The organism is Nocardioides sp. NPDC101246 (assembly GCF_044767415.1).
Taxonomy (GTDB): Bacteria; Actinomycetota; Actinomycetes; order Propionibacteriales; family Nocardioidaceae; genus Nocardioides.
Map to the genome: position 1 here is coordinate 144,242 of NZ_JBIWNX010000005.1, position 26,731 is coordinate 170,972.

General features: G+C 69.2%; 17 protein-coding genes. 4 read left to right on the forward strand and 13 right to left on the reverse strand.

From position 1 onward, the window contains the following. Positions 1–178: 178 nt before the first annotated feature. The 3 genes from kstD to ACIRON_RS10785 are packed head-to-tail and all read left to right on the forward strand — an operon-like array spanning position 179 to position 4,205. Positions 179–1,858 (forward strand): 3-oxosteroid 1-dehydrogenase, encoded by a 1,680-nt coding sequence (kstD, locus tag ACIRON_RS10775; protein ID WP_402992323.1) that lies wholly within the window; start codon positions 179–181, stop codon positions 1,856–1,858. Continuing rightward, positions 1,858–2,742 (forward strand): MaoC/PaaZ C-terminal domain-containing protein, encoded by an 885-nt coding sequence (locus tag ACIRON_RS10780; RefSeq protein WP_402992324.1) that lies wholly within the window; start codon positions 1,858–1,860, stop codon positions 2,740–2,742. The genes kstD and ACIRON_RS10780 overlap by 1 nt, the downstream gene beginning before the upstream one ends. Beyond that, a complete protein-coding gene (locus ACIRON_RS10785) occupies positions 2,739–4,205 on the forward strand; it encodes an FAD-binding protein (RefSeq protein ID WP_402992325.1) in 1,467 nt (488 codons plus the stop codon). The genes ACIRON_RS10780 and ACIRON_RS10785 overlap by 4 nt, the downstream gene beginning before the upstream one ends. 467 nt (positions 4,206–4,672) lie before the next feature. Here ACIRON_RS10785 and pulA read toward each other — a convergent pair whose 3' ends face one another. From pulA to ACIRON_RS10840, 11 genes are all read right to left on the reverse strand, one after another. Continuing rightward, positions 4,673–9,973 carry a pullulanase-type alpha-1,6-glucosidase gene (pulA, locus tag ACIRON_RS10790; protein ID WP_402992326.1) on the reverse strand — a complete coding sequence of 1,767 codons (5,301 nt, stop codon included), beginning with the start codon at positions 9,971–9,973 and terminating at the stop codon, positions 4,673–4,675. A 130-nt stretch (positions 9,974–10,103) separates the two neighbouring features. Next, positions 10,104–11,507, reverse strand: a complete 1,404-nt coding sequence (locus ACIRON_RS10795; RefSeq protein ID WP_402992327.1) for an alpha-amylase family protein — start codon at positions 11,505–11,507, stop codon at positions 10,104–10,106. Between the two features lie 128 nt (positions 11,508–11,635). After that, on the reverse strand, positions 11,636–14,614 hold the full coding sequence (locus tag ACIRON_RS10800; protein WP_402992328.1) for a carbohydrate binding domain-containing protein: 2,979 nt from the start codon (positions 14,612–14,614) through the stop codon (positions 11,636–11,638). Positions 14,615–14,744: 130 nt separating this feature from the next. Next, complete coding sequence (locus ACIRON_RS10805; RefSeq protein ID WP_402992329.1) at positions 14,745–15,914, reverse strand: lipid-transfer protein; 1,170 nt, start codon at positions 15,912–15,914, stop codon at positions 14,745–14,747. 100 nt (positions 15,915–16,014) lie between these two features. Then, complete coding sequence (locus ACIRON_RS10810; protein WP_402992330.1) at positions 16,015–16,398, reverse strand: MaoC family dehydratase; 384 nt, start codon at positions 16,396–16,398, stop codon at positions 16,015–16,017. Next, positions 16,395–16,799, reverse strand: a complete 405-nt coding sequence (locus tag ACIRON_RS10815) for a Zn-ribbon domain-containing OB-fold protein (protein ID WP_402992331.1) — start codon at positions 16,797–16,799, stop codon at positions 16,395–16,397. Before ACIRON_RS10815 ends, ACIRON_RS10810 begins: the two co-directional genes overlap by 4 nt. Continuing rightward, a complete protein-coding gene (locus ACIRON_RS10820; RefSeq protein WP_402992332.1) occupies positions 16,796–17,314 on the reverse strand; it encodes a MaoC family dehydratase N-terminal domain-containing protein in 519 nt (172 codons plus the stop codon). Before ACIRON_RS10820 ends, ACIRON_RS10815 begins: the two co-directional genes overlap by 4 nt. Beyond that, a complete protein-coding gene (locus ACIRON_RS10825) occupies positions 17,311–19,488 on the reverse strand; it encodes an acyl-CoA dehydrogenase (protein ID WP_402992333.1) in 2,178 nt (725 codons plus the stop codon). The genes ACIRON_RS10820 and ACIRON_RS10825 overlap by 4 nt, the downstream gene beginning before the upstream one ends. Positions 19,489–19,540: 52 nt before the next feature. Then, on the reverse strand, positions 19,541–19,936 hold the full coding sequence (locus ACIRON_RS10830; RefSeq protein WP_402992334.1) for a hypothetical protein: 396 nt from the start codon (positions 19,934–19,936) through the stop codon (positions 19,541–19,543). After that, positions 19,923–21,626 (reverse strand): right-handed parallel beta-helix repeat-containing protein, encoded by a 1,704-nt coding sequence (locus ACIRON_RS10835; protein WP_402992335.1) that lies wholly within the window; start codon positions 21,624–21,626, stop codon positions 19,923–19,925. The genes ACIRON_RS10830 and ACIRON_RS10835 overlap by 14 nt, the downstream gene beginning before the upstream one ends. A gap of 100 nt (positions 21,627–21,726) precedes the next feature. Further along, complete coding sequence (locus tag ACIRON_RS10840; protein ID WP_402992336.1) at positions 21,727–23,853, reverse strand: acyl-CoA dehydrogenase family protein; 2,127 nt, start codon at positions 23,851–23,853, stop codon at positions 21,727–21,729. A 161-nt stretch (positions 23,854–24,014) separates the two neighbouring features. Between ACIRON_RS10840 and ACIRON_RS10845 the strand changes: the two genes are divergently transcribed. Continuing rightward, a complete protein-coding gene (locus ACIRON_RS10845; protein ID WP_091041549.1) occupies positions 24,015–24,650 on the forward strand; it encodes a TetR family transcriptional regulator in 636 nt (211 codons plus the stop codon). Between the two features lie 3 nt (positions 24,651–24,653). Here ACIRON_RS10845 and ACIRON_RS10850 read toward each other — a convergent pair whose 3' ends face one another. Beyond that, positions 24,654–25,514 (reverse strand): hypothetical protein, encoded by an 861-nt coding sequence (locus ACIRON_RS10850; RefSeq protein ID WP_402992337.1) that lies wholly within the window; start codon positions 25,512–25,514, stop codon positions 24,654–24,656. Next, positions 25,474–26,640, reverse strand: a complete 1,167-nt coding sequence (locus ACIRON_RS10855; protein WP_402992338.1) for a hypothetical protein — start codon at positions 26,638–26,640, stop codon at positions 25,474–25,476. Before ACIRON_RS10855 ends, ACIRON_RS10850 begins: the two co-directional genes overlap by 41 nt. Positions 26,641–26,731: the final 91 nt, after the last annotated feature.

The following is a 26,731-nucleotide window of genomic DNA, read 5'->3' on the forward strand; positions in this document are numbered from 1 at the left end:
CTGCATGGTGTCCCAGATGTCCTCGGACGGCGCGGTTGGTGCGCTGCCGATGGATCAATACTAGAACACGTTTCAGTTTTGTCGAGTCCCTGGGCGTGTTTCGTCGACTGTCGTCTATGGTAGAACGTGTTTCAGTTCTTAGATAGCGCCGCCTGATGGCACGAGGTTGAGGAGCACCATGGGACAGTCCGACGAGGAGACCTACGACGTCGTGGTCGTGGGCGCCGGAGGCGCCGGCATGACCGCCGCACTGGCGGCCGCGCGCCGTCACGGGCTCGAGACCGTGGTCATCGAGAAGAGCGCGTACTTCGGTGGTTCGACGTCCCGCTCGGGTGGCGGTGTCTGGATCCCCCGCAACCACGCCCTCGAGGCGGCCCACCAGAAGGACTCCCCCGAGGCCGCCAGCCTCTATCTCGAGTCGATCGTCGGCGACGTCGTACCGAAGGATCGCCGCGAGACGTTCCTCGGCCGCGGCCCGGAGGTGCTCTCCTTCGTCTGCGAGAAGACCCCGGTGCGGTTCAACTGGGTCCCCGACTACGCCGACTACCACCCCGAGGCCCCCGGTGGCCGCGGCGCCGGGCGCTCCGTCGAGCCGGTCCCGCTCGACGCCCGAGTGATCGGCGAGGAGCTCGAGCGGCTGCACCCGCCCTACACGAAGTCGCCGGCCAACATGGTCGTCACCCAGGCCGACTTCCGCAAGATCAGCCTCGGCATGCGCACGATCCGCGGCCCGATCACGATGGTCAAGATCGCGGTTGCCCGCATCCTCGCGGGTCTGCGCGGCAAGAAGATGTACGCCATGGGCGCGGCGCTCGCGATCGGGCTGCGCAAAGGGCTGATCGACGCCGGCGTCCCGATCCGCTACGAGACCGAGCTGGTCGGCCTGGTCACCGAGGGCGGCCGCGTCGTCGGTGTCGAGGTACGCCGCGGCGAGGACGGCCCGACGACGGTGATCCGGGCGCGGCGCGGCGTGATCCTCGGCTCCGGCGGCTTCGAGCGGAACCTGGAGATGCGGGAGAAGTACCTGCCCGCCCCGACCTCGGTCGAGTGGACCACCGGTGCCCACAGCAACACCGGCGGCGGGATCCTGGCCGGGATCGCGGCCGGAGCCGACACCGACCTGATGGACGAATCCTGGTGGGGCCCGACGATCCCGTTCCCGGGGCGGCCGTGGTTCGCGCTCGCCGAGCGCAACCTGCCCGGCTCGATCATCGTCAACGGCGCCGGCAAGCGGTTCATGAACGAGGCGCTCCCCTACGTCGAGGCGGTCCACGAGATCTATCGCGGTCAAGAGACCGGCGTCTCCCACGTGCCCGCCTGGCTGGTCTTCGACCAGCGCTACCGCAACCGCTACATCTTCGCCGGGCTCGGGCCGAAGCAGCCCTTCCCGGGGCGCTGGCTCAAGGACGGCGTCGTCGTGAAGGCGTCGACCGTGGAGGGGCTGGCGGAGAAGATCGAGGTGCCCGCCGACGGCCTGCGCGAGACGCTGGCCCGGTTCAACGGCTTCGCCGAGTCGGGCGTCGACGAGGACTTCCACCGCGGCGAATCGACCTACGACAAGTACTACTCCGACCCCACCATCAAGCCGAACTGCTCGCTCAACGTGATCGACCAGGCGCCGTTCTACGCGGTGAAGATGGCCCCCGGCGACCTCGGCACCAAGGGCGGCCTGGTCACCGACAGGCGCGCCCGCGTGCTGCGCCCCGACGGCTCCGCCATCGAGGGCCTGTACGCCGCCGGCAACGTCTCCTCCGCCGTCATGGGACGCACCTACGCCGGCCCCGGCGCCACCATCGGCCCCGCCCTCGTCTTCGGCTATCTGGCCGCCGAGGACTGCGCCCTGAAGGAGACGAACTGATGCCCATCGACCCGACCAAGGCCATCGGCGCGTCGCTGCCGTCCCAGTCGTTCTCGTGGACCTCCTCCGACGTGCTGCTCTATCACCTCGGCATCGGCGCCGGCTCGCGTCCCGGTGACGCGACCGACCCGGCCGCGCTGCGCTACACCCTGGACTCCGACGCCCTCTCCGTGCTGCCCTCCTTCGGGGTCGTGGCACCGACCTTCCACGTCACCGAGCCGCCCTCGCTCGACCTGCCGGGCTGCGACATCGACCTGGCCTCGGTGCTCCACGGCTCCCAGTCGATCCAGGTGAACGGCCCCATCCCCACCTCGGGCGAGGCGGTCGTCTCGACCCGGATCGCCGAGGTCTGGGACAAGGGCAAGGCCGCCGTGATCGTCCAGGAGGGCACCGCCAAGACGCCGGCCGGAGATCCGCTGTGGACCGTCCGGAGCTCGATCTTCGTACGCGGCGAGGGCGGCTTCGGGGGCGAGCGCGGGCCGTCGACGGCACTGCCGGTTCCCGACCGTGCGCCCGATGCGGCGACTGCGTACGCCGTCACGGAGCAGCAGGCGCTGCTCTACCGGCTGTGCGGCGACCGCAACCCGCTGCACGCCGACCCCGCCTTCGCCGCGAAGGCAGGCTTCCCGAAGCCGATCCTGCACGGGCTGTGCTCCTACGGGATCGTGCTGCGCGAGGCGACCGGACTCCTGCTCGACGGCGACGCCACCCGGGTCGCCGGGTTCGGCGCCCGGTTCGCCGGGATCGTCTTCCCCGGCGAGACGATCTCGATCGAAGCCTGGGACGAAGAGCCGAAAATCCTGGTCAGAGCCACGATCTCGTCCGATGACCCCGCTCGCGACGGCGCCCCGGTCCTCGCCGACTGCTACTTGGAGAAGCGATGAGCGGCACAGCACTCCCCGACGTACTCTCCCCCGCCGATATCGAGGAGCGCTTCGGCGGCTGGTCGGAGGAGACCGACGTGATCGTGGTCGGCTTCGGCGTGGCCGGCGGAGCGGCGGCACTGGAGGCGGTCCGGGCGGGCGCCCGGACGATCCTTCTGGAGCGTGCCGCCGAGCCCGGCGGCACCTCGGCGATGGCCGGCGGCCACTTCTATCTCGGTGGCGGCACCGCGGTGCAGAAGGCCACCGGGATCGAGGACTCGGCCGAGGAGATGTTCAACTACATCCACGCGGTCTCCAAGGAGCCCGAGGACGACAAGATCCGGGCCTACTGCGACGACTCGGTCGAGCACTTCGACTGGCTCGAGGCGCTGGGGTTCGAGTTCGAGCGCACCTTCTGGCCCGGCAAGGCCGTCATCCAGCCCGGCACCGAGGGGCTGATGTACACCGGCAACGAGAAGGTCCACCCGTTCCGTGACCTCGCCGTCCCCGCACCGCGCGGCCACAAGGTGCCGGTCCCGGGCGACACCGGCGGCGCCAAGCTGGTCGTGGACCGGATGGCCGACCGCCTGGCCGAGACGAGCGCGGTGGTCCGCTACGAGACCGGTGCGACCAACCTGGTGGTCGAGGACGGCCGGGTCGTCGGCCTCGCCTGGCGACGCTTCGAGGAGCGCGGCGCGATCCGCGCCAAGGCGGTGATCCTCGCCGCCGGCGGCTTCGTCGGCAACGCCGACATGGTCGCCGAGCACACGCCCCGGCTCGGCGAGAAGCTCTTCCCGCTCGCCTCCACCTACGACGACGGTCTCGGGCTGCGCCTGGGCGCCTCGGCGGGCGGCCGCTGGCGGTTCATGGACGAGCCGTTCCAGACCGCCCCGTTCTACCCGCCCTCGATCCTGCTCACCGGGATCATCGTCAACAAGCACGGCGAGCGGTTCGTGGCCGAGGACTCCTACCACGCGCGTACGGCCGCCTTCGTCATGGAGCAGCCGGACTCGGCCGCGTTCCTGATCGTCGACTCGGCACACATCGAGCACCCGAAGATGCCGCTGTGCCCGTTCATCGACGGCTGGGAGACGGTCGAGGAGATGGCGGCCGGTCTGGGCGTACCCTTCGAGACCCTGAACGCCACCCTGACCTCCTACAACACCCATGCCGCCGACGGCGAGGACCCGGAGCTCCACAAGGCGCCGGAGTGGACCGAGCCGCAGGACACCGGTCCGTGGGGCGCCTACGACCTCTCGCTCGGCAAGGCGATGTACGCCGGGTTCACCATGGGCGGCCTGGCGACCACCGTCGAAGGAGAGGTACGCCGCGAGGACGGCTCCGCGATCGCCGGCCTCTACGCCGCCGGCGCCTGCGCCGCCAACCTCGCCCAGGATGCCAAGGGCTACGCCTCCGGCATGCAGCTCGGCGACGGGTCGTACTTCGGCCGACGGGCCGGACGGCACGCCGCCGGGTTGGGGTGACCGGCCTCACAGCTTCGGCGGGGTCAGAGATCCCCGGTCGAGGACCCTGCCGGCGGCCAGCTAGTCTTTACAGAAGTTCACCAGGCGGAATGTTGCCATATCACATATCCGTTCGGACGTGAAGAGCTTCGGTAAAAATTGGGACCTTCGACCCTACGCGCGTTGTCGTCTCGGCTGGTTATGTATACGCGACGCCACGGGCATCGCCGTATCCGGCTCTCCCGACGCGTCCGCAGGCCATCGATCCCCACTCGACGCCTGTCGCCGAACTAGCCGAAAGGAATCCCCATGTTCGACTTCCGGAGCCCGGCCGGCCTCATGGTCATCGCCGCCCTGGTCGTCATCGCGCTCGTCGTGGTCGGCGCCATCGCCGGCAACAGCCCCTCCTGATCTGACGCCGAGCTTCCTGACCAGGAAGCCGCAGGCCCCGGCTCGACGAGCCGGGGCCGCGACCGTTCTCGAGCGGGTCAGCGGGTGAAGACCGCCACCGTCCGGGCAGGCACCGTGAAGGTGCCCGAACCCGACTCGAACGTGGCCGCCTTCACGACGTCGTCCGAGCCTTCGGCCTGGGCCGGGTGCAGCCGGTAGCCCACGCCCGCGGCGCCCGTCACCTTCTGCTGCTGCCTGGTCGTGGTCGCGTTGAAGACGACCACGAGGTCACCGAGGCGCATGGTGATGACACCCGGCGTCTCGTCCTTGCCCGAGAGCGGGAACCCGAGCTTCTCCTGGACCTGCCCGGTGGTGGACAGGTGGAAGGCCGGCTCGTCCGTACGGATCCTGAGCAGGTCCTGGTAGGCGGCCGAGGCGCCCTCGATGTCCGCGCACTCCGGTGACGACGCCGAGGCCAGCAGCGGCTTGGCGTAGGGCCACTTGTCCTCGTTGTCGGCCGCCGGCGGCAGGCCTCGGCCGAACCCGTTGCCTTCCCGGCAGTCCCAGTGGATGGCGTTGAACCAGTCGCCGGAGTCGTAGGAGTTGCGGTCCAGCGACTTCGAGCGCAGCAGGTCGGTGCCGGACTGAGAGAGCGCCGGGCCCTGCGAGAGCGCGGCCGTCGCCATCGCGAGCACCTGCATCCGGGAGCGGTCCGCGGCGCTGGTCGAGGCGGGCAGCTTGAAGGTGAGGGCGTCGTAGAGCGACTCGTTGTCGTGCGCGTCGGCATAGGCGAGCGCGTCACCAGGCGCCGCCGCATAGCCGGCGGGCGCGCCGTTGTAGTCGACCTGCGACCCCAACACCTGGTTGCCCGCGGTGTCCGTGAACGAGTAGTCGGCGAGGTTGCCGGACAGCCCGACCTTGATCAGGTCCTGGTAGTGCAGCAGCCGAGCCTTCTGCTCGGCCTCCGTGCCGTTGGCCGTGGAGGAGTTGGGGTCGGTGTAGAGGCCGCTCGCGAAGCCCTGGACACCAGGATCGGCGTCGAACGGCCCGCCGCCGCGTACGGCATCTCGGGCACGGTCGCTGAAGGTGGCGATGCCGGTGCCGGCCATGTTCTTCTGGGTGGCCTGCACGAAGCGGGCGTCGTCGGCGATCTCACCGAAGTTCCAGCCCTCGCCGTAGAGGATGATCGACTTCCCGTCGACGCCGTCCTTCTCGAGGGTGAGCCCGTCGAGGGCCTTGCGGACGGCCAGGATGTTGGCCTTGGGGTGGTGCCCCATCAGGTCGAAGCGGAAGCCGTCGACCTTGTACTCCTTCGCCCAGGTCACGATCGAGTCGACGACGAGCTTGCCCATCATCGTGTTCTCGGGCGCGGTGTTGGCGCAGCAGGTCGAGTTGGCGACCGAACCGTCGGCGAGGAGCCGCTGGTAGTAGCCGGGCACGATCCTGTCGAGCACCGACGTCTTCGCCTGTCCGCTGCTGGTGGTGTGGTTGTAGACCACGTCCATCACGACCCGCAGGCCGTCCTCGTTGAGCGACTTCACCATCTGCCGGAACTCGACCGTCCGGTCGGTGCCGTCGGGATCGGTGGAGTAGGAGCCCTCCGGGACCGTGTAGTGGTAGGGGTCGTAGCCCCAGTTGTACGCATCCTTGGCGGCCGCCGCGGCGACGCACTCCTGCTGCTCGTCGCTGTCCTCGGCATAGGAGGCGAGGTCGCAGTCGGGCGTGGTCTGGTCGGCCTTCTTCTCCGGGATGGTGGCGATGTCGAAGGCCGGCAGCAGGTGGACGTACGAGGTGCCGGACCCGGCCAGCTTCCGCAGGTGCTTCGAGCCGTCGCTGTCCTTGTCGGCGAAGGCGAGGTAGCCGCCCGGATGGTCGCTGGTCTCGTCCTCGACCGAGAAGTCGCGGATGTGGAGCTCCTGGATCTGAGCGTCCTTCATGGACACGGCCTTCGGCTTCTTCAGCCTCGACCAGCCCTTCGGGGCGAGCGAGCTGTCGGCGAGATCGACGACGAGGCTGCGCTCGGAGTCGGCGGTCAGCGCGACCGAGTAGGGGTCGGTGACCTTGTTGGTGACGAGCTCCTGCACGCTCGGCGCCCACACCTTCACCGCGTAGCGGTACTCCTTGCCGCGCCAGGCTTCGGCGGAACCGGTCGCGGACCAGACCCCGCTGGCATCGTCGCGGCGCATCGAGACCGACTTCTTGCCGAGCTCGAGCCTCACCTCATGGGCGGTCGGTGCCCATACGGACAGGGTGACCTTGTTGCCCTTGAACACCGGGCCGAGCGCGGCCTTCGCGGCCTTGGCGCCGTAGAGGTCGTCGAGGATGCCCTGGGTCTGCACACCGGTGCCGGTGACCAGCGCGCCGTTGCCGATGCGCTGGGTGAGCACGACCTGGCCGGCGAGGGCGTCCCGGATCCGGTCGCGGTCGCGGGTGTCGACGGTGAAGGCGGTGTAGTCCTTCAGGTGCGGGAACTCCGCCTTCTGCGCGTCGGTCAGGGATGAGGTCTGGAGTCGCAGCCAGCGGCCCTCGCTGCTGAGCGCACCGCCTTCGACGGTGATGCCGCCGTCGCGGTCGTAGACCAGCTGCGTGGACAGCGCCGAGCCGCTCGCCATCTCCTTCGGGAGCACGACGGTGGTCTCGTCGATCCACTGCGCCTGCGCCTTGGCAAGGTCGAGCTCGGGCGCCGAACCGACCGACGGCAGCAGGTAGCCGGTGTCGCCGGAGTTGAGCCAGACCTCGTGCCCGTACGTCGCCAGGTCGAGCGAGCGGTCGTTGGGGATGTCCTTCTCGTCGCCCTTGTGGACGATGTAGTTGAGCGAGGTGGCGCCGTCGACCAACGGCACCTCGAAGGTGACGCCATAGGCGTCCTCGCCGCTGGGCTGCAGCGGCTTGGACCACTCGGTCGGACTCGCCGCGCCGGTCCAGGTGTGCAGGCCCCAGCCGTCGTAGTCGCCGTCGGCACGGTGCAGGTGGATGACCGCCTTGGACGTGTCGGGCTCCGGGTAGACGCCGTCGGGCCTGGTGGTCTGCTGGCCGTCGGTGCCGGCCTCGACCCAGACCTCGCCGGTCTCGGCGAGGTCGACCGTCCGCTCGGCACCGTCGGCGGTGCCGTCCTTCTCGATCCGGTAGGTCACCGAGGAGGCGCCGTCGGGGAGCTTCACCCAGGCGAAGGCGCCGTACGCGTCGCGGCCGCTGAACCCGCCGCTGAGCTCATTCCCGGGGTCCCCAGCCTGCAGGGTCCAACCGGTGTAGTCGCCGTCAGCGCGCCGGTAGTGGACGACTGCGTAGTCGCGGTCGACGGCGCTCGGGTTCTCGGCCTCCGGCGCCGCTCCGGCCGTCGTCTCGGCCAGATCGCTCGCCGTACGTCCGTCGCGGTCGACCACCACGGCCTTGTAGCGCAGGGCGGTTCCGGCGGCGACGGTCGCGGGGACGTACTGGGTGATCTTGTAGGGGGCGTGGTCGACGGAGCCGAGGGTGCGCCACTTGCCGTTGCCGACCTGGGCGGCGAAGACGACGCGGGCGTCGGCGGTCTCCACCGGGTCGGCACTGAGGGTGACCGTGCCGGTCGCGCCAGCGGCGGGAGCGGTCAACGAGACAGCCGGCTTCGCGGTGGCCGCCGGGAGCTCTGCCTCGGCGCGCAGGACGACCGAGGAGAGCGCCGGGACGGTCACCTCGATCGTGCCGTCCTTGGACTTCGCGGCCCCTTCGCCGCCGTAGATCGTCTCGAACGCGGCCGACTCCACCGGCAGGGTGACGGTCTTCGCCTCGGTGGCGTTGTTGACCGCGACCACGTACTCGCGGTCGTCCCCGGTGCGGGAGAACGCGTAGACGGAGTCCTCGGCGTGAAGCTCCTGCTGGGTGCCGTCGGTCAGCGCGGGGTTGTCCTTGCGGAGCTTCGCCAGCGCGGCGATGGCCGCATACAGCGGGTGAGTAGTGGCGTACGCGTCCTCGGCGTGGGTGCGGTCGGTGCCGATCTGGTCGTCGTCGAGGTAGTCGGCGACCTGGGAGCCGAACAGCGTCTGGCGGGCGTCCTTGTCGCCGCCGGCGCCGGTGAAGCCCTGCTCGTCGCCGTAGTAGACGACCGGGTTGCCGCGGGAGAGGAACATCAGCTCGTTGGCGAGCCGGGCACGCTGGACCAGCTCCGCGTCGGTCGCGTCGGGGTGGTCGGCGGCGAGGAAGGTGCCGATCCGGCCCATGTCGTGGTTGCCGAGGAAGGTGACCTGCTCGTAGGCGTTCGCCTTGTCGGAGGCGTACTTGTAGTCGTCGGCGAAGACCTTGGCGAGCCGGGCGGCGGGAGCGCCGAGCGAGGCGTAGGCGCGGGCCGCGTCCTGGAACGGGAAGTCCAGGGTGGCGTCGAGACGGCCGCGGGTGACGTACGGCGAGGTGACGTCGCTGTCGGCGGAGTAGACCTCGCCGAACATGAAGAAGTCCTCGCGACCCCGCTTGGCTGCGTACGTGTCCAGGGCGGTGGCCCACTCGGTCCAGAAGTCCAGGTCGACATGCTTGACGGTGTCGATGCGGAAGCCGTCGATGTCGAAGTCGCGGACCCATCGCTGGTAGATCTTCGTCATCCCCTCGACGACCTCGGGACGCTCGGTCCACAGGTCGTCCAGGCCGCTGAAGTCGCCGTACGTGGTCGACTCGCCTTCCCAGGTGGAGTCACCTCGGTTGTGGTAGAGCGTCGGGTCGTTGAGCCACGACGGCACCATCTCGCCGGTGTTGGCCGGGGTGTAGGGGAACGAGTCCTCATCCACCTTCACGCGGTCGGAGGCCGGGTCGGCGTCGTCGAAGGGGCGGCCCTCGGCGTCGATGTAGGGGAAGGCGCCCTTGGGGCGGTAGCCGTACTTCTTCTCGGCGTAGTCGACGGTGTCGGCGGTGTGGTTGGTGATGACGTCGAAGAAGACCTTCATACCCTTGGCGTGGGCCGCGTCGACGAGGGTCTCGAGGTCCTCGTTGGTGCCGAAGTGCGGGTCGACCTGGGTGAAGTCGGTGATCCAGTAGCCGTGGTAGCCGGCCGAGGCGTTCGCGCCCTCTCCCTGGACGGGCTTGTTCTTGAAGATCGGCGCCATCCAGATCGCGGTGGTGCCGAGGCCCTTGATGTAGTCGAGGCGGTCGGTGAGGCCCTGGAGGTCGCCGCCCTGGTAGAAGCCCTTGTCGGTGGGATCGAACCCGGTCTCGGTGCGGCTTCCGGTCAGGCCGCCTTTGTCGTTTCCGGTCTCGCCGTTGGCGAAGCGGTCCGGCAGCACGAAGTAGAACTGCTCCTTCGTCGCGTCGTGGCGGGCCGGCTCGGCGGCCAGCTTGGCGTCCGACGGCGGCTTCGGGGCTTCGGCTGCCGAAGCCGGCGTGGCCGTCTGCAGCGCCGTGGCGAGCAGTGCGGTCGCGAGCGCGGTCGCGGCCAAGCGGGGCGCGCCGTGTGCGCCACTTCTTCGAATCACTGTGAGGGGCCTCTCTGGATGGTGCAGGGTCGTGCGGTGGAGACCGACCGCCCGGCGCCCATGGGGGGCGACGCCGGACGGTCGGACGAAGGGGTCAGCTGCAGCTCATCGCGCCGACATGCAGCGCGAGGGCCGTGTTGGACCCGAGGGTGGCCGTGAACTGGCCGGAGCCGTTCACGGTGACGCTGTTGCCGCTCTGTACGTCGCAGTAGCTGCCCGCCGCCAGCGACGTCTGGAAAGTGCGGGTCAGCGAGCCGGACTCGTGGTTGATCGCGACGTACGCCTTGCTGCCTCGTCCGAAGGCGATGGCGTCGGCGCCGTTGTCCCACCAGTTGGTGACGGCCTGGCCGCGAGCGGTGTTGCGGAGGGCGACCATCTTCTTGATCTCCGGCCAGGCGTGCTGGCACTTCCAGCCGTCCTGCCAGCAGGCGTTGACCGTGCCGCCGTTGGGCGGACCGGCATCCTTGTCGCTCCACTCGTAGCCCGAGTTGATGTCGGGCGAGCCGTAGGGCCAGGCCAGCATGAAGACGTTGGCCAGGGTGTAGTTGGCGCCGTCCTTGTAGTTGAGCGTGTCGCCGCCGCGCTCGGTGTCGTGGTTGTCGACGAAGACGGCCGAGCTGCCCGAGGACATGTAGCCCCAGCCCTCGCCGAAGTTGGTCAGGTAGGCGAGGTTCTCGTTGTTGAAGACCCGCTTCAGGTCGCGGGCGTAGCGGAACTCCTGGACGTCGCCGTTGCCGAGGTACTCGCTGGGCGAGACCGCCTCGCCCGCGCCGTAGATGGCCTCCTGCTTCCAGTAGACGTTCGGATTGGTGAGGCGCGACTTGATGTTGGCGAGGTCCGATGCCGCCATGTGCTTGGCGGCGTCGATCCGGAAGCCGTCGACGCCGAGCGAGAGCAGGTCGTTGAGGTAGCCGGCGATCTTGCCGCGTACGTAGTCCTCGCCGGTGTCGAGGTCGGCGAGACCGACCAGCTCGCACTCCTGGACGTTCGTGCGGTCCTGGTAGTTGCTGATCTGGGCGGTGCAGTTGTCGAGGTCGAAGGAGGAGTAGAGGCCGGGGTAGTCGTACTTGCTGTAGGACGAGCCGCCGGTGCCGGTGCCGGAGCCCGCGGACATGTGGTTGATGACGGCGTCGGCGACGACCTTCACGCCGGCGGCGTGGCAGGTGTCGATCATGTTCTTGAAGGCGGTGCGGTCACCGAGCCGGCCGGCGATCTTGTAGCTCACCGGCTGGTACGACGTCCACCACTGCGACCCCTGGATGTGCTCCTGGGGCGGAGAGACCTGGACGTAGCCGTAGCCGGCCGGGCCGAGGGTGTTGGTGCATTCACTGGCCACCGAGGCGAACTTCCATTCGAACATCACCGCGGTGACGTCCTTGTCCCCCGGTGGCGCGGCCTGTGCCGGGCCCGAAGCCGGGATCGTGAGCGCGGCAGCGGCTCCCGCCGAGAAGGCAAGTGCGGCAGCCATGGCGGTTCTGGCGATGGATGGTCTGGCCATGGTTCCTCCTGTGTCGAAGGCTGAATCTTGCTGCAAGATCTTGCAGGGAGACCGTAGGGTGATCGCCGTCACACGTCAACCCGTTCGGCCGCGCCGTGTGCAAGACCTTGCGCAAAATTTCAGCGGGGTTACTTGAGGTACGGACCGTCCGCGCCGACCTTGCCGGGCGCGGCGTTGGCGCCACCGAGGTCGAGGACGTACGCCCGCAGGTTGCCCTTGCCGGGTGCGGCCACCGTGAGCGTGCCGTTGGTGACGGTCCTGACGTCGCCGGTGACGGCGTCCTTGTAGGTGCCGTTGGGGATGTTGTTGTAGGTGGCGCCGTCGGTGACGGTTACCAGGACGAAGCTGTCCACACCCGTGGCGGCGTCCGTGTAGCGCCGCTTGAAGGCCATGTTGCCGCTGATGCCGGCGGTCGAGTACTGGCCCATCTGGAGCGCGGGCACGGCTCGGCGGATCCGGTTGAGCCGCTGGACGTGCTTGACCAGGGCTGCGTCCAGCGTGGTGGCCACCGCTCCGGAGGCGCTGGAGACCACGCCGAAGTCGGAGGCGGTCACGGTGCCCTCGACCTTGTCGCCGTAGTAGGCGCGTCCCGTCGTCGCCAGCGGGCAGGTGGGCCCGCAGTCGATCTTCTGGCCCTTCTGAAACTCGATCTCCGAGCCGTAGTAGAGCGTCGGGATGCCCCGGAACGTCCACATCAGGGACATGTTCTCGGCCCAGGCGTCGGTGCCGCCGGCGTAGCGCTCGCTGCTCTTGTTCGGCCCGTAGTCGTGGCTGTCGACGTAGACGACGTTGTAGGTGGCGTCGTTGGTCGAGTCGTCGGAGTCCTTGCCGTTGTGGAAGGCGTTGGACGCGTCACCGAAGTTCATGTGCATGCGCATGTCGATGATGTTCATGCCGGAGAACCTGCTGTGGTCGGGCGTGTGGTAGCTGTTCCCCTCCAGGAACGCGTTGGTGGAGGTCGGCTGGTTGCCGGTACCCATGCCGTTCTCGTAGTCGAACTGCTCGATGGCGGCGACCTCGTCGTCGGCGGCGTACTCCCGGCGCTCCTTCCAGGTGAAGAACTGCGCGGAGTGGTTGACCGAACCGCGGTTCCACTTGTCGTTGACGAAGGCCGCGACCTCGCCGAAGACGAAGAAGTCCTCGGCCTTCTCGGCCCCGAAGCGCTGGGTGACGCGGTCCTGGATCGCGGGTAGGAAGCGTCGGTTCCAGGTGACCCGCGGGATGTGGACGGCGGTATCGACACGGAAGCCGTCGACGCCCATGTCGATGTACTTGTTGTACGCACCGATCAGGTAGTTCTGGACCTGCACGTTCTCGGTGTTGAAGTCGGCAAGATCCTCGTGCAGCCAGCAGGAGCGGGCGTCCTCGCCCTCCCAGTTGCCGATCCAGCACTGGTGGTAGAGGGCCTCGGGGAACATGCCCGAGGTCGGGCTCGGCCACTGGCAGTTGTAGATCGTGTAGCCCTCGGCGCTCTTCCCGCCGGTCGGCACGCCCCAGTTCAGGCAGGTGTTCCCGCTCGGCTCGGCCGTGGACCACAGGTCGCCGTTGTAGTAGGACTTGCCGGAGACCGGCTCCACGGTGAGGCCGTCGTACTCGAAGCCGTCCTGCAACTGGTCGTAGTACCAGCTCCACTGGCTGTCCCGGACGCCGTAGACGGTCGGGGTGAACAGGCCCTTGGCGCCCCAGCGCGAGGAGTGGTTGTAGACGACGTCCTGGTAGATCTTCATGCCCTTGGCGTGGGCCGCGTCGATCAGGTCCTGGTAGGAGGCGCCGGCGGACTCCAGGCGCGGGTCGACCTTGTAGAAGTCGTAGCCGTGATAGCCGTGGTAGTCGTAGTCGGAGCGGTTCAGGACGACCGGAGTGATCCAGACCGCGGACATGCCGAGGCCCTTGATGTAGTCGAGCTTCTGGACCAGGCCCTTGAAGTCACCGCGGAACATCGGGTCGTTGTTGGCCGCGTTGCCGGACTTCACGTGCTGGCTGCCGCCGCGGTTGTTGGCGCTGTCGCCGTCGTAGAAGCGGGCCGTGAGCACGAAGTAGATCGGGTCCTTGCGGGGGTCGCCGCCGAGCGGGGCGCCGGTCCCCTGGACGGGCTGCTCCCCCGTGGTGGCCCGCGCCTCGGCGCTCGCGGCCGAGACGTTCCCGGCCGCGTCGAGCGCCTTGACCGTGTAGGAGTACGCCGTGCTCTCCTCGAGCCCGGTGTCGGAGTAGACCGTCGAGCCCACCGAGATGACCGAGCTGCCCCCGGTCCCTCCGGTGCGGGTGATCCGATAGCCGCTCACCCCGGTGTCGTCGGTGGCGGCGTCCCAGGTGAGGACGATGGAGGTGCCGGTGGCCGCGGCCCGGACGTTGCCCGGCGCGGACGGCGCCGTCGTGTCGGGCTCGGCGGCCGCGCAGGGGTCCTCGGCGCTCTTCGTGGCCGCGCCGGCACTGACGGTGTTGATGCCGGCGCCGAGCTGGTAGTTGGCGCCGTTGTTGTTGTCCCAGGTTCCGTTGCCGTTGTTGAAGGTGGCCTGCCAGGTGGTGGCGGTGCCGAGGTCGACGGTGCGCTTCACCCAACCCGTGCAGGCGGCGTCCATGCCGATCCCGGGCACGGTGGTCCAGGGGCCGCCGGCCGGAGCCCAGTGCAGGTTGTAGGTGGACCAGCCGATCGTCGCGGTGTCGTAGAAGACGGTCGCCTCGGTGCCCTCGGCCTCCGTGGCGTCGGCGCACGGGTCGCTATGAGCGACGGCGCCGTCCTTGACGGTGATCGAGCCGGTGCCGAGCTGGTAGTTGGCACCGCCGTTGTTGTCCCAGGTGCCGTTGCCGTTGTTGAAGGTGGCCTGCCAGGTGGTGGCGGTGCCGAGGTCGACGGTGCGCTTCACCCAACCGGCGCAGGCCGCCTCCATCTCGATCCCGGGGACGGTGGTCCAGGAGCCGCCGGCCGGAGCCCAGTGCAGGTTGTAGGTGGACCAGCTCGAGCTGGTCGTGGAGTAGAAGACGGTCGCCGTGCTGGTGGTGGCGCTCTCCGCGGCGACGGCCGTGGTGCCGGGCAGCAGGGTGGCCAGGAGAGCGAGCAGGACGACGATCACTGATCCGGCCGGGGCCGGGCGCGCGGACAGATTCATACGAGCTCCTCGAGTGGGGTCGCAATGGGGGATGAATCTTGCTGCAAGATCTTGCAGTCTGACGGTAGAGTGATGCCCATCACACCGTCAACCCCGGTGTCCAGCGGCGCCCGGCCGCGTCAGGAGAGGGTCAGGAGGAGGTCAGGACCAGTCCGCTCGTGGGTACGCCGGTGCCTGCCGTGACGAGCACACGGGCAGCGTCGGCGACCTGGTTCACCGAGGTGCCGCGCACCTGACGTACGCCCTCGGCGATGCCGTTCATGCCGTGCAGGTAGGCCTCGCCGAGCTGGCCACCGTGGGTGTTGATCGGCAGTCGCCCGCCGAGCTCGATGGCCCCGTCGCGTACGAAGTCCTTGGCCTCTCCCCTGCCGCAGAAGCCGAGCTCCTCGAGCTGCATGAGCACGTAGGGGGTGAAGTGGTCGTAGAGGACCGCGGTGTCGATGTCCGCCGGGGCGAGGCCGGACTGGCGCCAGAGATCCTTGGCGACCACGCCCATCTCCGGGATGCCGATCTCGTCGCGGTAGTAGGAGGTCATCACGTACTGGTCGGCGGCGCTGCCCTGGGCGGCCGCGGCGATGTTGACCGGCGGGTTGGGCAGGTCGCGGGCCCGCTCAGGGCTGGTGACGACGATCGCGACGGCGCCGTCGGACTCCTGACAGCAGTCGAGCAGGTGCAGCGGGTCGGCGATCATCCGGGAGGCCTGGTGGTCCTCGAGCGTGATCGGCTTCTGGTAGAAGAACGCGGCGGGGTTGGTCGCCGCGTGGCGTCGGTCGGCGACGGCCACGGCACCGAAGTCCGCGCTGGTCACGCCGTAGTCGTGCATGTAGCGGCGCGCCTGCATGGCGACGGTCGCTGCCGGCGTCGAGAGTCCGAGGGGGTAGGTCCAGGAGTTGTCGATGCCGTTGGTGTTGACCTGCTGGGCCGCCCAGGGCTGAACCTGGCCGAACCGCTGGCCCGAACGCTCGTTGAAGCCGCGGTAGGCGACCACGACGTCCGCGACCCCGGTGGCGACCGCCATCGCGGCCTGCTGGACCGTCGCACAGGCCGCGCCGCCGCCGTAGTTGATCCGCGAGAAGAACCGTAGGTCCCCGAGGCCGAGCTCGCGAGCGAGGGCGATCTCGGAGCTGGTGTCCATGGTGAAGGTGGTCAGCCCGTCGACGTCAGACGGGGTCAGGCCGGCATCCTTCAGGGCGTTTCTGGTCGCCTCGACCGAGAGCTGGAGCTCGGAGCGCCCCGACTCCTTGGAGAACTCGGTCGCGCCGATGCCGACGATCGCGGCGCTGTTGCTGAGGGTCGTCATGCTCTCTCCAGAGGTCGCGATCGGGGTAGTCCGGTAGCGAACTGCCTATTACCGGCGAGTATTTGGGCAGTTCGCTCCCGGACTACCCCGCCGTCGGCCTTCATGCGGCGACCCTCACGGTCCCAGTCACATGGGCACCGAGGGAGACCGATCCGGTGACTTTGATGGTGGCGACGCCGTCGGCCACCTCGGTGACCTCGCCGGTGAACGACAGCGTGTCGTAGGGGTAGGCCGGGGCGCCGAGCCGGATCGAGACGCCCTTGATCTCGATCTCGGGACCCGCCCAGTCGGTGACGTAGCGCTCGCACAGCGCCGTCGAGGTCAGGATGTTCATGAAGATGTCCTTCGAGCCGGCCGCCTGGGCGCGGTCGCGGTCGTGGTGCACGTCCTGGAAGTCCCGGGTCGCGAGCGCCGTCGAGACCACCAGGGTCGGGGTGATCGGCAGCTCCCAGGCGGGGAGCTTCTCTCCGGTCCGCATGGTCATGGCCTCCTCCAGATCGGGAGCGTGAGCTCCTCATCGATGACGTTCCAGTCGACGACGAGCCGTTCGCCGATCTTCAGGGCGTCCTCACCCTCGGGTGGCACGCCGGTCACCTCGGCCACGATGCGTACGCCCTCGGGCAGATCCAGCAGCGCGACCACCAGCGGGAGCTCCTTGCCGGGCAGCTTCGGGGCGTGGACGACGGTGAACGAGTAGACCGTACCCACGCCGCTCGCGACGACGTGGCCGCGGTCGTAGGCGTCGCAGGCCAGGCATGCCGGGCCCGGCGGGTGCCGCAGCGTTCCGCAGGCGTTGCAGCTCTGGATCCGCAGCTCCTGCTTGGCGGTGCCCTCGAAGAAGTACGCGTTGTCGAGCCCGATCACCGGGCGCACGGGGCCGCTCATGCCGTCACCTTGGGGATGAACTTGAGGACACGGAACAGCATGGTCGCGACCCGCTCCTCGCCGACGTACCAGGTGCTTCTGGAGGTGACGAAGTAGCCGACACCCATCCCGGTCTGCTTCGGGCCGACTACCGAGTCGAGGGCCGTGGTGACGCGGGCCTGCTCGCCGACGCGGAGGTAACGGTCGTAGCTCTGCTCGGAGTTGGTCCCGAGGACGCCGTTGAAGCCGGCGTCGGTGAGGACGTTCATCATCGCGTGCAGCGGGTCGCGATCAGGATGGCGCCCACCCTGGCCGTACATCGTCCATACCTGCGCCATCGACGGCGGCGCCTCGCCCTGGTGGAACCGGTCGGACTCCAGGCCCATCGCCTCGAGCCAGTTGTTGATCGTGGGCTGGTTGACCAGGTCGCGGGCCTCGCGCTCGGCGGCCTCGCCCCAGGCCTTGACCTCCTCGGCGGCGGCCATGATCTTCTCGTGGACCGCCTCGTCCACAAGCGTCTGCTTGTCCGCGCTCATCGGGGCACCCTCGGCATCTGGAGACCGAACATCGCGATCAGCTCGCGCTGGACCTCCTGGACGCCGCCGCCGAAGGTGAGCACCAGGTTCCGCTTCGCTTGGGCGTCGAGATAGTCGAGCAGGCTCCTCGTGTCCGGGTCGCCGGGATCGCCGTGCCGGTGGACCAGTGCGATCAGGTCGGCGAGCAGGTGCTGGACCTGGTCGGCGGCGAAGACCTTCGACGAGGAGGCGTCGGCGACCTCGATCTCGCCGCTCTCGGCTGCCCGCGCGACCTCCCAGTTGAGCAGCTCGTTGATGCGGAAGACCGCGGTGGTCTTCCCGATCAGCGTGCGTACGTCCGGGCTGTCGGTGACACCCTGAGCGGTCGCCCAGCGCAGGACCCGGTCGCGCAGACCCTCGATGCGACCGGCCGGGCCGAGCATGACGCGCTCGTGGTTGAGCTGGGTCGTGATCAGCTTCCAGCCCTTGTTCTCCTCCCCCACCAGCATGTCGGCCGGGACGCGGACGTCGTTGAAGTAGGTCGCGTTGACGTGGTGGGAGCCGTCGGCGGTGATGATCGGGGTCCAGGAGAAGCCCGGGTCGGTCGTGTCGACGATCAGGATCGAGATGCCCTTGTGCTTGGGGGCGTCCGGGTCGGTACGACAGGCGAGCCAGATGTAGTCGGCGGCGTGGCCCCCGGTGGTCCACAGCTTCTGGCCGTTGACGACGTAGTGGTCGCCATCTCTCCTGGCTGTGGTGCGGAGGCTCGCCAGGTCCGTGCCGGCCTCGGGCTCGGAGTAGCCGATCGCGAAGTGCACCTCGCCGGCCAGGATCCGGTTGAGGAAGAGGTCCTTCTGCTTCGTCGAGCCGTAGCGGATCAGCGTCGGGCCGACCGTCTGCAGGGTCACCGAGGGCAGGTGGACGTCGGCGTACTGCGCCTCGTTGGCGAAGATCGTCTGCTCGACCTCGCCGAGGCCATGGCCGCCATACTCCTTCGGCCAGCCCACACCCATCCAACCGTCGTCGCCGAGCTGCTTGATGAGCTTCTGGTACGTCGGGCCGTGCCGGTCCCAGGAGCCCTCCGGACCCGGATCGGCCGGCTCTTCGTGGGCCAGACTTGCGAAGTACGCTCTGACCTCGGTCTTCAGGGATCGCTGGGCCTCGGTCAGCTCGAGGTTCTTGGTCCCCTCGGTCTCGACCGGGACGGCTTCGGCCGGGGTGTTCAGCAGGTGGGCGATGTCGGTGCCCCAGGTCGTGAAGCCGAGCAGCGGGTAGGTCACGTCCACCCCCATGCCGCCGTGGAGATGGTGGCAGGTGCGGAAGGCGTACGGCGCGACCTGGCTGGACCAGTAGGCGGCGACCTTCAGGTCGGCCGTGGCGGCTCGCTGACCCGCGACGGCGGCGACCGCGTTGTCGGCGGCGAGGTCGAGCGTGCGGGAGGTGACGTAGACGTCGGCCATCTGCAGCGCGACCGCCTGGAACTCCGCCAGCGCTCGGCCGAACTGCTGCCGGTTCTTCACGTAGGCGGCGGTGAGATCCCGCGCCCCGGCGAGCATGCCCGCGGCGCTCACCGCCAGCCCGGCGGCGGCACGGGCGGTCAGGGCTTCGAAGGCTCCCTCACCCAGCAACTCGGCCGGGGCGTCCTCGAGCACGACGGTGTGCTGCGGCACCTCGCCCGAGGTGCTCGCCGGGACCAGGGTGACGCCGGGTCCGTTCGGGTCGACGAGCGCCACGACCGGCGCACCGGTGTCGGCGGAGATCGCGGTGACCAGGAGGCGCGTGCTCTCAGCGGCGTACGTCACTCCGGTCTTGCGACCACTGACAGCGCCGTCCCGGTAGGCCGCCGCTGGCGTCTGCGGTCGTCCTGGCTCGAGCCACGCTGGGCTCAGCAGCGTCTCGCCGCTCGCCACGCCGGGCAGGATCGCGTCCTGCTGCCCCGGCGTCCCGTGACCGGCGAGCGTCAGCGCACCGACCGCGAGCGTCTCCCAGACCGGCACCCGCACCGCGTGGCTCCCGGCTTCGCGCAGCAGCACCGCGATCTCGGTCAACCCGAACCCCTCGCCACCCTGGGCTTCCGGCACAGGCAGCGCGGTCAGGCCGGCACTCGCCCAGGCCGACCAGTCACCCCGGTCGGACTCGCGGGCAAGGACCTCGGCCACCACGCTGCGTACGGCATCGAGCGTCTCGTCTCCCATGCCGAAACTGTAACGTGTTCTACTTCAGTGCGCGAGCGCCGGCTCGCAGAATTCAGATGATCAGGCTGCCCAGGTCGCGGACGATCTGCTGGCCGATCTCGGCGGCGCCCTGGTTCGCGCCGGTGGCCACACCGGCCGCGATCCCCGCCACCGCGCCCTTGAGATAGTTGATGCCTCGGCGTACGACCGTGCGGTCGGGCTCCTCCTTGGCCACCTCGGCCAGGACCGCCTTGCCTTCGACGACCGCGTCGTTCAGATCGTCCTCGGGGAGCCCGAGAGCGCCGAGCTTCTTCAACACCTCGGCGACGACCGTGGCGATGTCCGGCTCGCTCGCCTGGTTGACCTGATACTGGACGCTCTCCCGATTGCCCATCGACATCTGCCCGTTGAAGTCTCCGAAGAACATCGGCTCGTTGTAGACGTTCTCCCTGTCGTCACTGCCGCTCATCGACCTCTCCTCGCTCCTGGACCTGCTCCACGGACCCGTTGCCTATGGCCACCTGGCCGGTGACCTCCTTGAAGAACATCGGCGTGTTGTAGATGTTCGTGACGTGCGCGACGACCGCGTCCTTCGCGCTCACCGAGCTGGTCGTGATCGTCAGAAGCGCGGAGGTGAGCCCGATGACGCGTACGTAGTCGTTCTTGGTCACCGCGAGCCCGGCGGCTGCGGACACGGTGCACCCCTGGATCTGACCGCCGCACTTGTCGAGGACCCGGAACCCGATGTCTGCCGCGTCCGTCACCGTGGTGTCCCTGACGTCGACGAAGGCGTCATGGATCCCGATGACACCGATGGCACCGGGCCGCAGCAGGTCACTGTCCTCGACCACCAGCGTGCCGGTTCCCATCGCGATCAGGCCGAACGACTCCATGTCCCTCAGCTCGGAGCGCTTCATCACCAGGCTCGCCGTGCCCTGGACACCTACGCCACCGCCGGCGTCCGCGATGACGCTCTGCGAGACCATGATCCGGGCCTCGTCCACGGCCGAGAGCGCGAGCGCGCTGCACCCGATGACCTCCGCCCCGGTCAAGGTCCCGGTGGCCTTCCCGCGGGCGTCTAGGCCGACCGGCGTGTCGTTGAGGCTCAGCTCGTCGAAGGTCGCGGCCGCGCCGGCGAGAAGCCTGACCCCGGCGAAGCGGAGCCGGTTCAGTCGGACGTCGCGGAATCGGGCTTCGGCGCCCTCGACGACGATCCCCACCGCGGACCGCTCGATCGTGCAGCCGCTGATGTCGACCGCACCCCACTGGCCGACCTCGGCGCCATCACCTTTGACGAAGACACCGATCGCCTCCGCGTCCTGGATGACGCAGTCCCGGAAGGACCCGGCACCACGCTCGGAGATGTTGATGCCGGTCTCCACGCACTCCAGGAAGGCGCAGCCGCTCACGGTCGGGTTCGCCCCCGACCTGGAGGAGAAGGCATGCCGGGCCCGGCGCACCGTCACGTCGCGCACGGTTCCGGAAGCACGCTCGGCGAACCCGATCGCCGTGCCCGTGTCTTCGATGGTGGTGCCGGAGATCTCGGCCCGCGCCGCCTCGCCGATGACCGCGACCATGGTGTCGTGACACGAGGTGAAACGGCCGGACGCGATCGTCACGGACGAGCCCGCCTCCACCCTCACGGCGCTGAAGCGCGGACGCTCGATACGGGAGTCACGAACCTCCACCCGAGCCCCTTCGATCACGGCGAGGGCGTTGTCAGGACTGTCGAGGAGCTCGCAACTCTCGACGACTCCCGTAGCCCCGGCGAAGAGCACCCGCCCACCTCGGAAGGTGGAGCCGCTCGCCTCGACCCTCGTGCCCGGGGCTGCCCAGAGACTGATCCGGCCCCGGGTCTCGACATCGATCTGCCGGACCTCGAGCGAACCACCCCGGCAGACGACCGCCTCCCCCACCTCGGCGACGAACCGTAGGCCCGAGAGGCTGATCGTCCCGTCGCAGTCGAGCACCTGCCCGGCAGCCGAGCGGATCGTCACCGAACCGGGCTCCCTGGCGACCAGCGAGACGTTTCCGCGCACGATCAGCTGCTCGTCGTACGTCCCGGGCTCGATCAGGACCCTGACATCCCTGAGCGACCGAGAGGCCTCCTCGAGCGCCGCCTGGATGCTGGGATAGCCACGGCGCGCCTTGCCCGTCACACGCAACGTCCTGGCCGACAAGCGCCGCCTCCTTGGAAAGGTCCGACTCCCGAGGAAGCCTAGCGGCGATCGTCAGCCGAACACGTCGACTCGTGGGGCTCTAGCGTGGCAGGCCGAGGATCTGCTCGGCCGCGACGTTGCGCAGCACCTGGGTGGTGCCGCCGGCGATGGAGAGGCAGCGGGTGAGCTGAGACTGGTGCAGGTCCTCACGGACCTGCGGGTCGTCGGTGAGCGCCAGCGGACCGAGGAGGTCGACGACGAGCTCGGAGGCGTCCTGGCGGTTGCGTACGGCCAAGAGCTTGGCGACCGAGGACTCCGCGCCGGGCCCGCGCCCGGCGAGCGCCTTGAGCGTGGAGCGGACGCCGAGCAGCGCGCAGACCGTGGAGAGCGCGACGGCATGGCCGACCCGGGCGAGATCGGCCTCGCCACGACCCGCTGCGAGCTCCACCGCGCGCTCGACGCTGCCGCCGAGGTTGGTCGAGGCCATCGCGACCCGCTCGTTGGCCAGCGTCGTGCGGGCCAGGCGCCAACCACCGTCGACATCGCCGACGACGAGCTCGTCGGGCACGAAGACGCCGTCGAGGAAGACCTCGTTGAAGAGCGCCTCACCGGTCAGCTCGCGCAGCGGGCGGACGTCGATCCCCTCGCTGCGCATGTCCACCAGGAAGTAGGTGATGCCCTTGTGCTTGGGGACGTCGGGGTTCGTACGCGCCAGGCAGATCGCCCAGTCGGCTTCGGCCGCCAGCGAGGTCCACACCTTCTGGCCGGTCAGCCGCCAGCCGCCCTCGACGCGCTCGGCGCGAGTCGCCAGGGAGGCCAGGTCGGAGCCGGCACCGGGTTCGCTGAAGAGCTGGCACCAGACGATCCGACCGCGCAGCGAGGCGTCGACGAACCGCTCACGCTGGGCGTCGGTGCCGTGCTTGAGGATGGTCGGCACGGCCCAGCCCGCGATCTTGATGTCGGGACGGGACACCCCGGCCGCGGCGAGCTCCTCGTCGATCACGAGCTGTTCGACAGGACCGGCGCCGAGGCCGTACGGAGCGGGCCAGTGCGGAGCGAGAAGTGCGGCGTCCACGAGCGCGTCGCGGCGCTCCGCCTCGGGAAGCGCCGCGATCGTCGCGACGGTCTCCCGCACCTGGGGACGGACCGACTCGTCCTTGCCGTCGAGGTCGACACGGACCGAGCGGCGTACCCCGGCCACGGCGTGCTCGGCCAGGGCGACCGCGTGGGCGTCGCCGCCGCCGAGGAGGCTGCGCAGGGCGACCGCCCGGCGCAGGTAGAGGTGGGCGTCGTGCTCGAAGGTGAAGCCGATGCCACCGAGGACCTGGATGCAGTCCTGGGCGGCCCTGACGGCGCCGTCGATCGCCGTGACCCCCGCGACCTCTGCCGCGAAGGCCCACTGATCGGCGGCGTCGTCGTCGGCCGAGGCGGCGGCGTCCCAGGCGGTCGCGGCCACCGCCTCGGCCGTCTCCAGCATCTCGGCACAGAGGTGCTTGATCGCCTGGAACGACCCGATCGGCGCGCCGAACTGCTCGCGCACCTTGGCGTACTCCACGGCCGTCGTCAGGCACCACCGCGCGATCCCGGCGGCCTCGGCGGCAGCGAGGGTGAGTGCCGTACGCCGCACCGCCTCGCCCCGCAGGCCCGGGACCTCGACCGCCTCACCGGCATCGACGTCGACCCGCACCTCGGCGACCCGCCTGGTCAGATCAGGGCCCACCTGGGGACGTACGTCCACCTGCTCGGCCGCGACGAAGAACCAGCGCTCCGCGCCATCGGACCCACGGGCACCGAGCAGCAGATGGGCCGATCCCCCGCCGTCGTAGACGACGGGAACGGTTCCTCGCAGACGCTCGCCGAGCTCCAGGACCGGGTCGAGCGCGATCCCGCAGCCACCGGCGGTGACAGCACCGACCACATCGTCGAGCCCGGCCGCGCCGGCCTGGAAGGCGGCGACCGCGCTGCCGAGCAGCGGCCCCGGGAGCAGCTCGTGGGCGCAGGCCTCGAGCGCGACGGCCGCGTCCAGCAGCGTTCCGCCGCCACCGTTCGGCTCGGGTGCCGCGATGCCGGCGACGCCGTACTCCTCGACACCTCGCCACACCTCGTCGAAACCCGCGGAGGCGGTGCCCTCGGCAGCGCGGACGAGCGCGATGCCGCCCAGCCCTTTGGCCCAATCGCACAAGCTTTCGCTGAGGGCTTGGTGTTCGTCGGTGATGCCGATCGGCACAGGAACCTCCTACTATTTCCGCGGCCTCTGGAATAGAGCCTGATGTAGAACGTGTTACAAGTCTAGACTCACGGAAGAACGTGTTTCACTCTCGGGCGCCGATGCGGTTAGCCTGATATCCACAGATCGAGATCCGGTCATAGTCCTAGGGGGGACAACCAGTGACGTCCGTCAGCACGGAGCCACGAGACACCGACGGCCCGAGTCCGGCCACCGCACCCACCGGCGGTTCCGCGGCCCAGCGAGAGCGCCGCCGGCGCATCCTCGACGCCACGATCACGCTCGCCGCCGAGGGCGGCTTCGACGCCGTGCAGATGCGCGCGGTCGCCGAGAAGGCCGAGGTCGCGCTCGGCACCCTCTACCGCTACTTCCCCTCGAAGATCCATCTGCTGGTCTCCGCGCTGGCGCGTGAGTTCACCAAGGACGTCGACCGCTCCGCCATCCGCGCGACGCCGGGCGACACCGCCCACGAGCGGATCATGTACGTCCTCAACCGCCGCACCCGCGCCCTGCAGAAGCAGCCCAAGCTCACCGAGGCCCTGGTCCGCGCCTTCATGTTCGCCGACCAGTCGGTGACCGGCGAGATCCACGAGGTCGGCACCAGCCTGACCACGGTCATCGCCCGCGCCATGCACGGCACCCCCGATCACGGAGAGGTCACCGAGGAGGAGGCCGCCATCATCCGGATCATCTCCGACGTATGGCTCTCCGCCCTCATCTCCTGGGTCACCGGCCGCATGGACGCCGAGGACGTCGAGAAGTCGATCGACGTCGCCGTACGCCTCCTGCTCCGCTGAGCCTCAGCAACCAGGAAGCTCGTCGAAGTCGGCGGAAATCTCCTCTGGCTTCAGCGCGCGGTTGCAGCCAATGCCCCAGACGAGGTCGTAGGGGCGTTCCCTGATGAGGCCTGTGATCGCGAACGGACGGTCGCCAGGGGCCGTGATCGTCATCGTCTCGCGCTTGCCGTGGTCGACGTAGTCAGCCTCGAGCACCCACTCACAGGTCGGCCCCGCGCTGGTCGCCTCGATCGAGATCACCACCGTCTCGCCCTTGGCGAGCGTGACGGTCCCGGCGTCGAAGTAGGCTGAGCCGTCCTCCGCCGACGTCAGCTGCGGGACCTCGGCATCGATGGCGGTCTCGAGCTCGATCTTCTTGCCCTCGCCCTGGGGGATGTCGTCGACGAGGGTGCCGTCATCGAGCCGTTTCGTGCACGGTCCGGTCCGCTCGGGGCGCAGGTCGGTGATCACCACCGGGTCGCTGTGTCGCCCGACGAGCGTCACATCCCAGGTGATGTAGCCGGCGGCGTACCACTTGTGCTCCGCCTCCCACTCGGGGTCGTTGATCGAGCTCACCGCGTCGCTCCGATCGCTGAAGGCCGTCGCCGATTCCGACCGAGGGATCAGCACCGGTCCACTCACCGGCTTGCGGCGTACGTCCACGACCTTGATGCCGTTACCAGGCTCGCTCCAGCCATCAGGAAGGAGCCCCGCGAAGAGGCTCTGCAGGCCTGAGCTGAAGGTGGCGCCCAGAGCCACCAGGATCACGCCGACGACCCAGGTGGCCGGTCGAGTCACCAGCGATGCCAGCCGACTCCGCCCGTCCCTTGCAGGCGCCTCGGTCTCAGCCGGCCTCTGCTTCGACTGCTTCGACTGCTTCGACATCGGTCTGGATTCCTTTCGAGAATCGGTGGGCGAGCGCTACGGCCACCCCGGTGATCCAGCCGAAGCAGACCGCGAAGCGCACCCCGTCGGCGACCGTCTCGAGCGCCCAGTAGGACGCCGCCCCGGCGAACTCCTCCTGCCGCACGAGCGCGCCCTCGCACAGGCCGACGACCGCGGCGAGCACGGCCACCACACCCCAACACTGCAGGACGATGCCGAGCGCGGTCGGGCCGCCTGCACGGGACCAACGCGCTACCAGCAGGCGGATTGCCAGCCACACCAGCACCACCAGGGCGGCCGATGTCAACGTACGCGGCAGCCAGACCGAGGTGTCGAAGCTCCCGCTGAGCGAATGAGGGTTGTGCGGGGCCGTCAGGCTGGCGTGAGCGAACCAGATCAGGCGCACCCAGGCCTGCCGCGAGCTGATGTCCGCTCCGTACGGGTCCGCGTCCGGACCGTAGTCCCAGACGAACCCACCGACGAGGGCCACCACCAGCATCGGCAGTGCGCCCCAGGTCGCGACGTGCGCCGCCCCCGCCCACCTGTCCTCCGGCAGGGTGATGGGCTCGGTCGTTCCGTCACCGTCCCGCAGAGCGAGTGTGGCGAGAACGGCAAGCACCGCCGCCAGGTACGCCGCGAACGCTCCGAACACGCCCACGACCAGGCCGAGCCAGATCCCGTCGTCGGACAGCGCCCAGATGACCGACGGCAGCGCCTCCAGTCCGCCACGGATATCCAGGATGGTCTGGACCACGACGAACAGGTTCGTCAGTCCCCCGGCAAGGAGACAGGCGCACAGCACCCGCCCGGCGACCGCATAGGGACCGTCCGATCCGGTCCGCAAGATCGCGTAGACCAGGACGACGAGCAGGAGGACGAAGACGACCGTCGGCCAGGCAGATACGGGTGCGACCGGGTATCCCTCGTTCATCACCGCCGACCCCCACAGGAACGAGAACCCGTCCACGAGCCGACTCAGCACGTCGCCGAACCAGGCGTGCCCGCGCGCACTCCAGAGCGCCGAGACATCGTCGACGTAGACGGGGATCGCGAGGACGAAGCTGTAGAGGAACGCGAAGACACTGAGCACCGCGACAGTGGCGAACGCACTGCGTCGTCGAGACATGTTCAGATGGCCTTCGGTTCGTCCCCGCTGACTGAAACCTTCCCGCCGAAGTATGCCGGAGACCGACACCGCGTGTGGCCGACTCACTCAT

Coding starts and splice junctions, on each gene's coding strand:
- ACIRON_RS10850 (WP_402992337.1), bottom strand. CDS start 25,514: ATGTCGAAGCAGTCGAAGCAGTCGAAGCAGAGGCCGGCTGAGACCGAG.
- ACIRON_RS10805 (WP_402992329.1), bottom strand. CDS start 15,914: ATGACGACCCTCAGCAACAGCGCCGCGATCGTCGGCATCGGCGCGACC.
- ACIRON_RS10795 (WP_402992327.1), bottom strand. CDS start 11,507: ATGGCCAGACCATCCATCGCCAGAACCGCCATGGCTGCCGCACTTGCC.
- ACIRON_RS10820 (WP_402992332.1), bottom strand. CDS start 17,314: ATGAGCGCGGACAAGCAGACGCTTGTGGACGAGGCGGTCCACGAGAAG.
- ACIRON_RS10815 (WP_402992331.1), bottom strand. CDS start 16,799: ATGAGCGGCCCCGTGCGCCCGGTGATCGGGCTCGACAACGCGTACTTC.
- ACIRON_RS10855 (WP_402992338.1), bottom strand. CDS start 26,640: ATGTCTCGACGACGCAGTGCGTTCGCCACTGTCGCGGTGCTCAGTGTC.
- ACIRON_RS10785 (WP_402992325.1), top strand. CDS start 2,739: ATGAGCGGCACAGCACTCCCCGACGTACTCTCCCCCGCCGATATCGAG.
- ACIRON_RS10825 (WP_402992333.1), bottom strand. CDS start 19,488: ATGGGAGACGAGACGCTCGATGCCGTACGCAGCGTGGTGGCCGAGGTC.
- ACIRON_RS10810 (WP_402992330.1), bottom strand. CDS start 16,398: ATGACCATGCGGACCGGAGAGAAGCTCCCCGCCTGGGAGCTGCCGATC.
- ACIRON_RS10780 (WP_402992324.1), top strand. CDS start 1,858: ATGCCCATCGACCCGACCAAGGCCATCGGCGCGTCGCTGCCGTCCCAG.
- kstD (WP_402992323.1), top strand. CDS start 179: ATGGGACAGTCCGACGAGGAGACCTACGACGTCGTGGTCGTGGGCGCC.
- ACIRON_RS10830 (WP_402992334.1), bottom strand. CDS start 19,936: ATGAGCGGCAGTGACGACAGGGAGAACGTCTACAACGAGCCGATGTTC.
- ACIRON_RS10800 (WP_402992328.1), bottom strand. CDS start 14,614: ATGAATCTGTCCGCGCGCCCGGCCCCGGCCGGATCAGTGATCGTCGTC.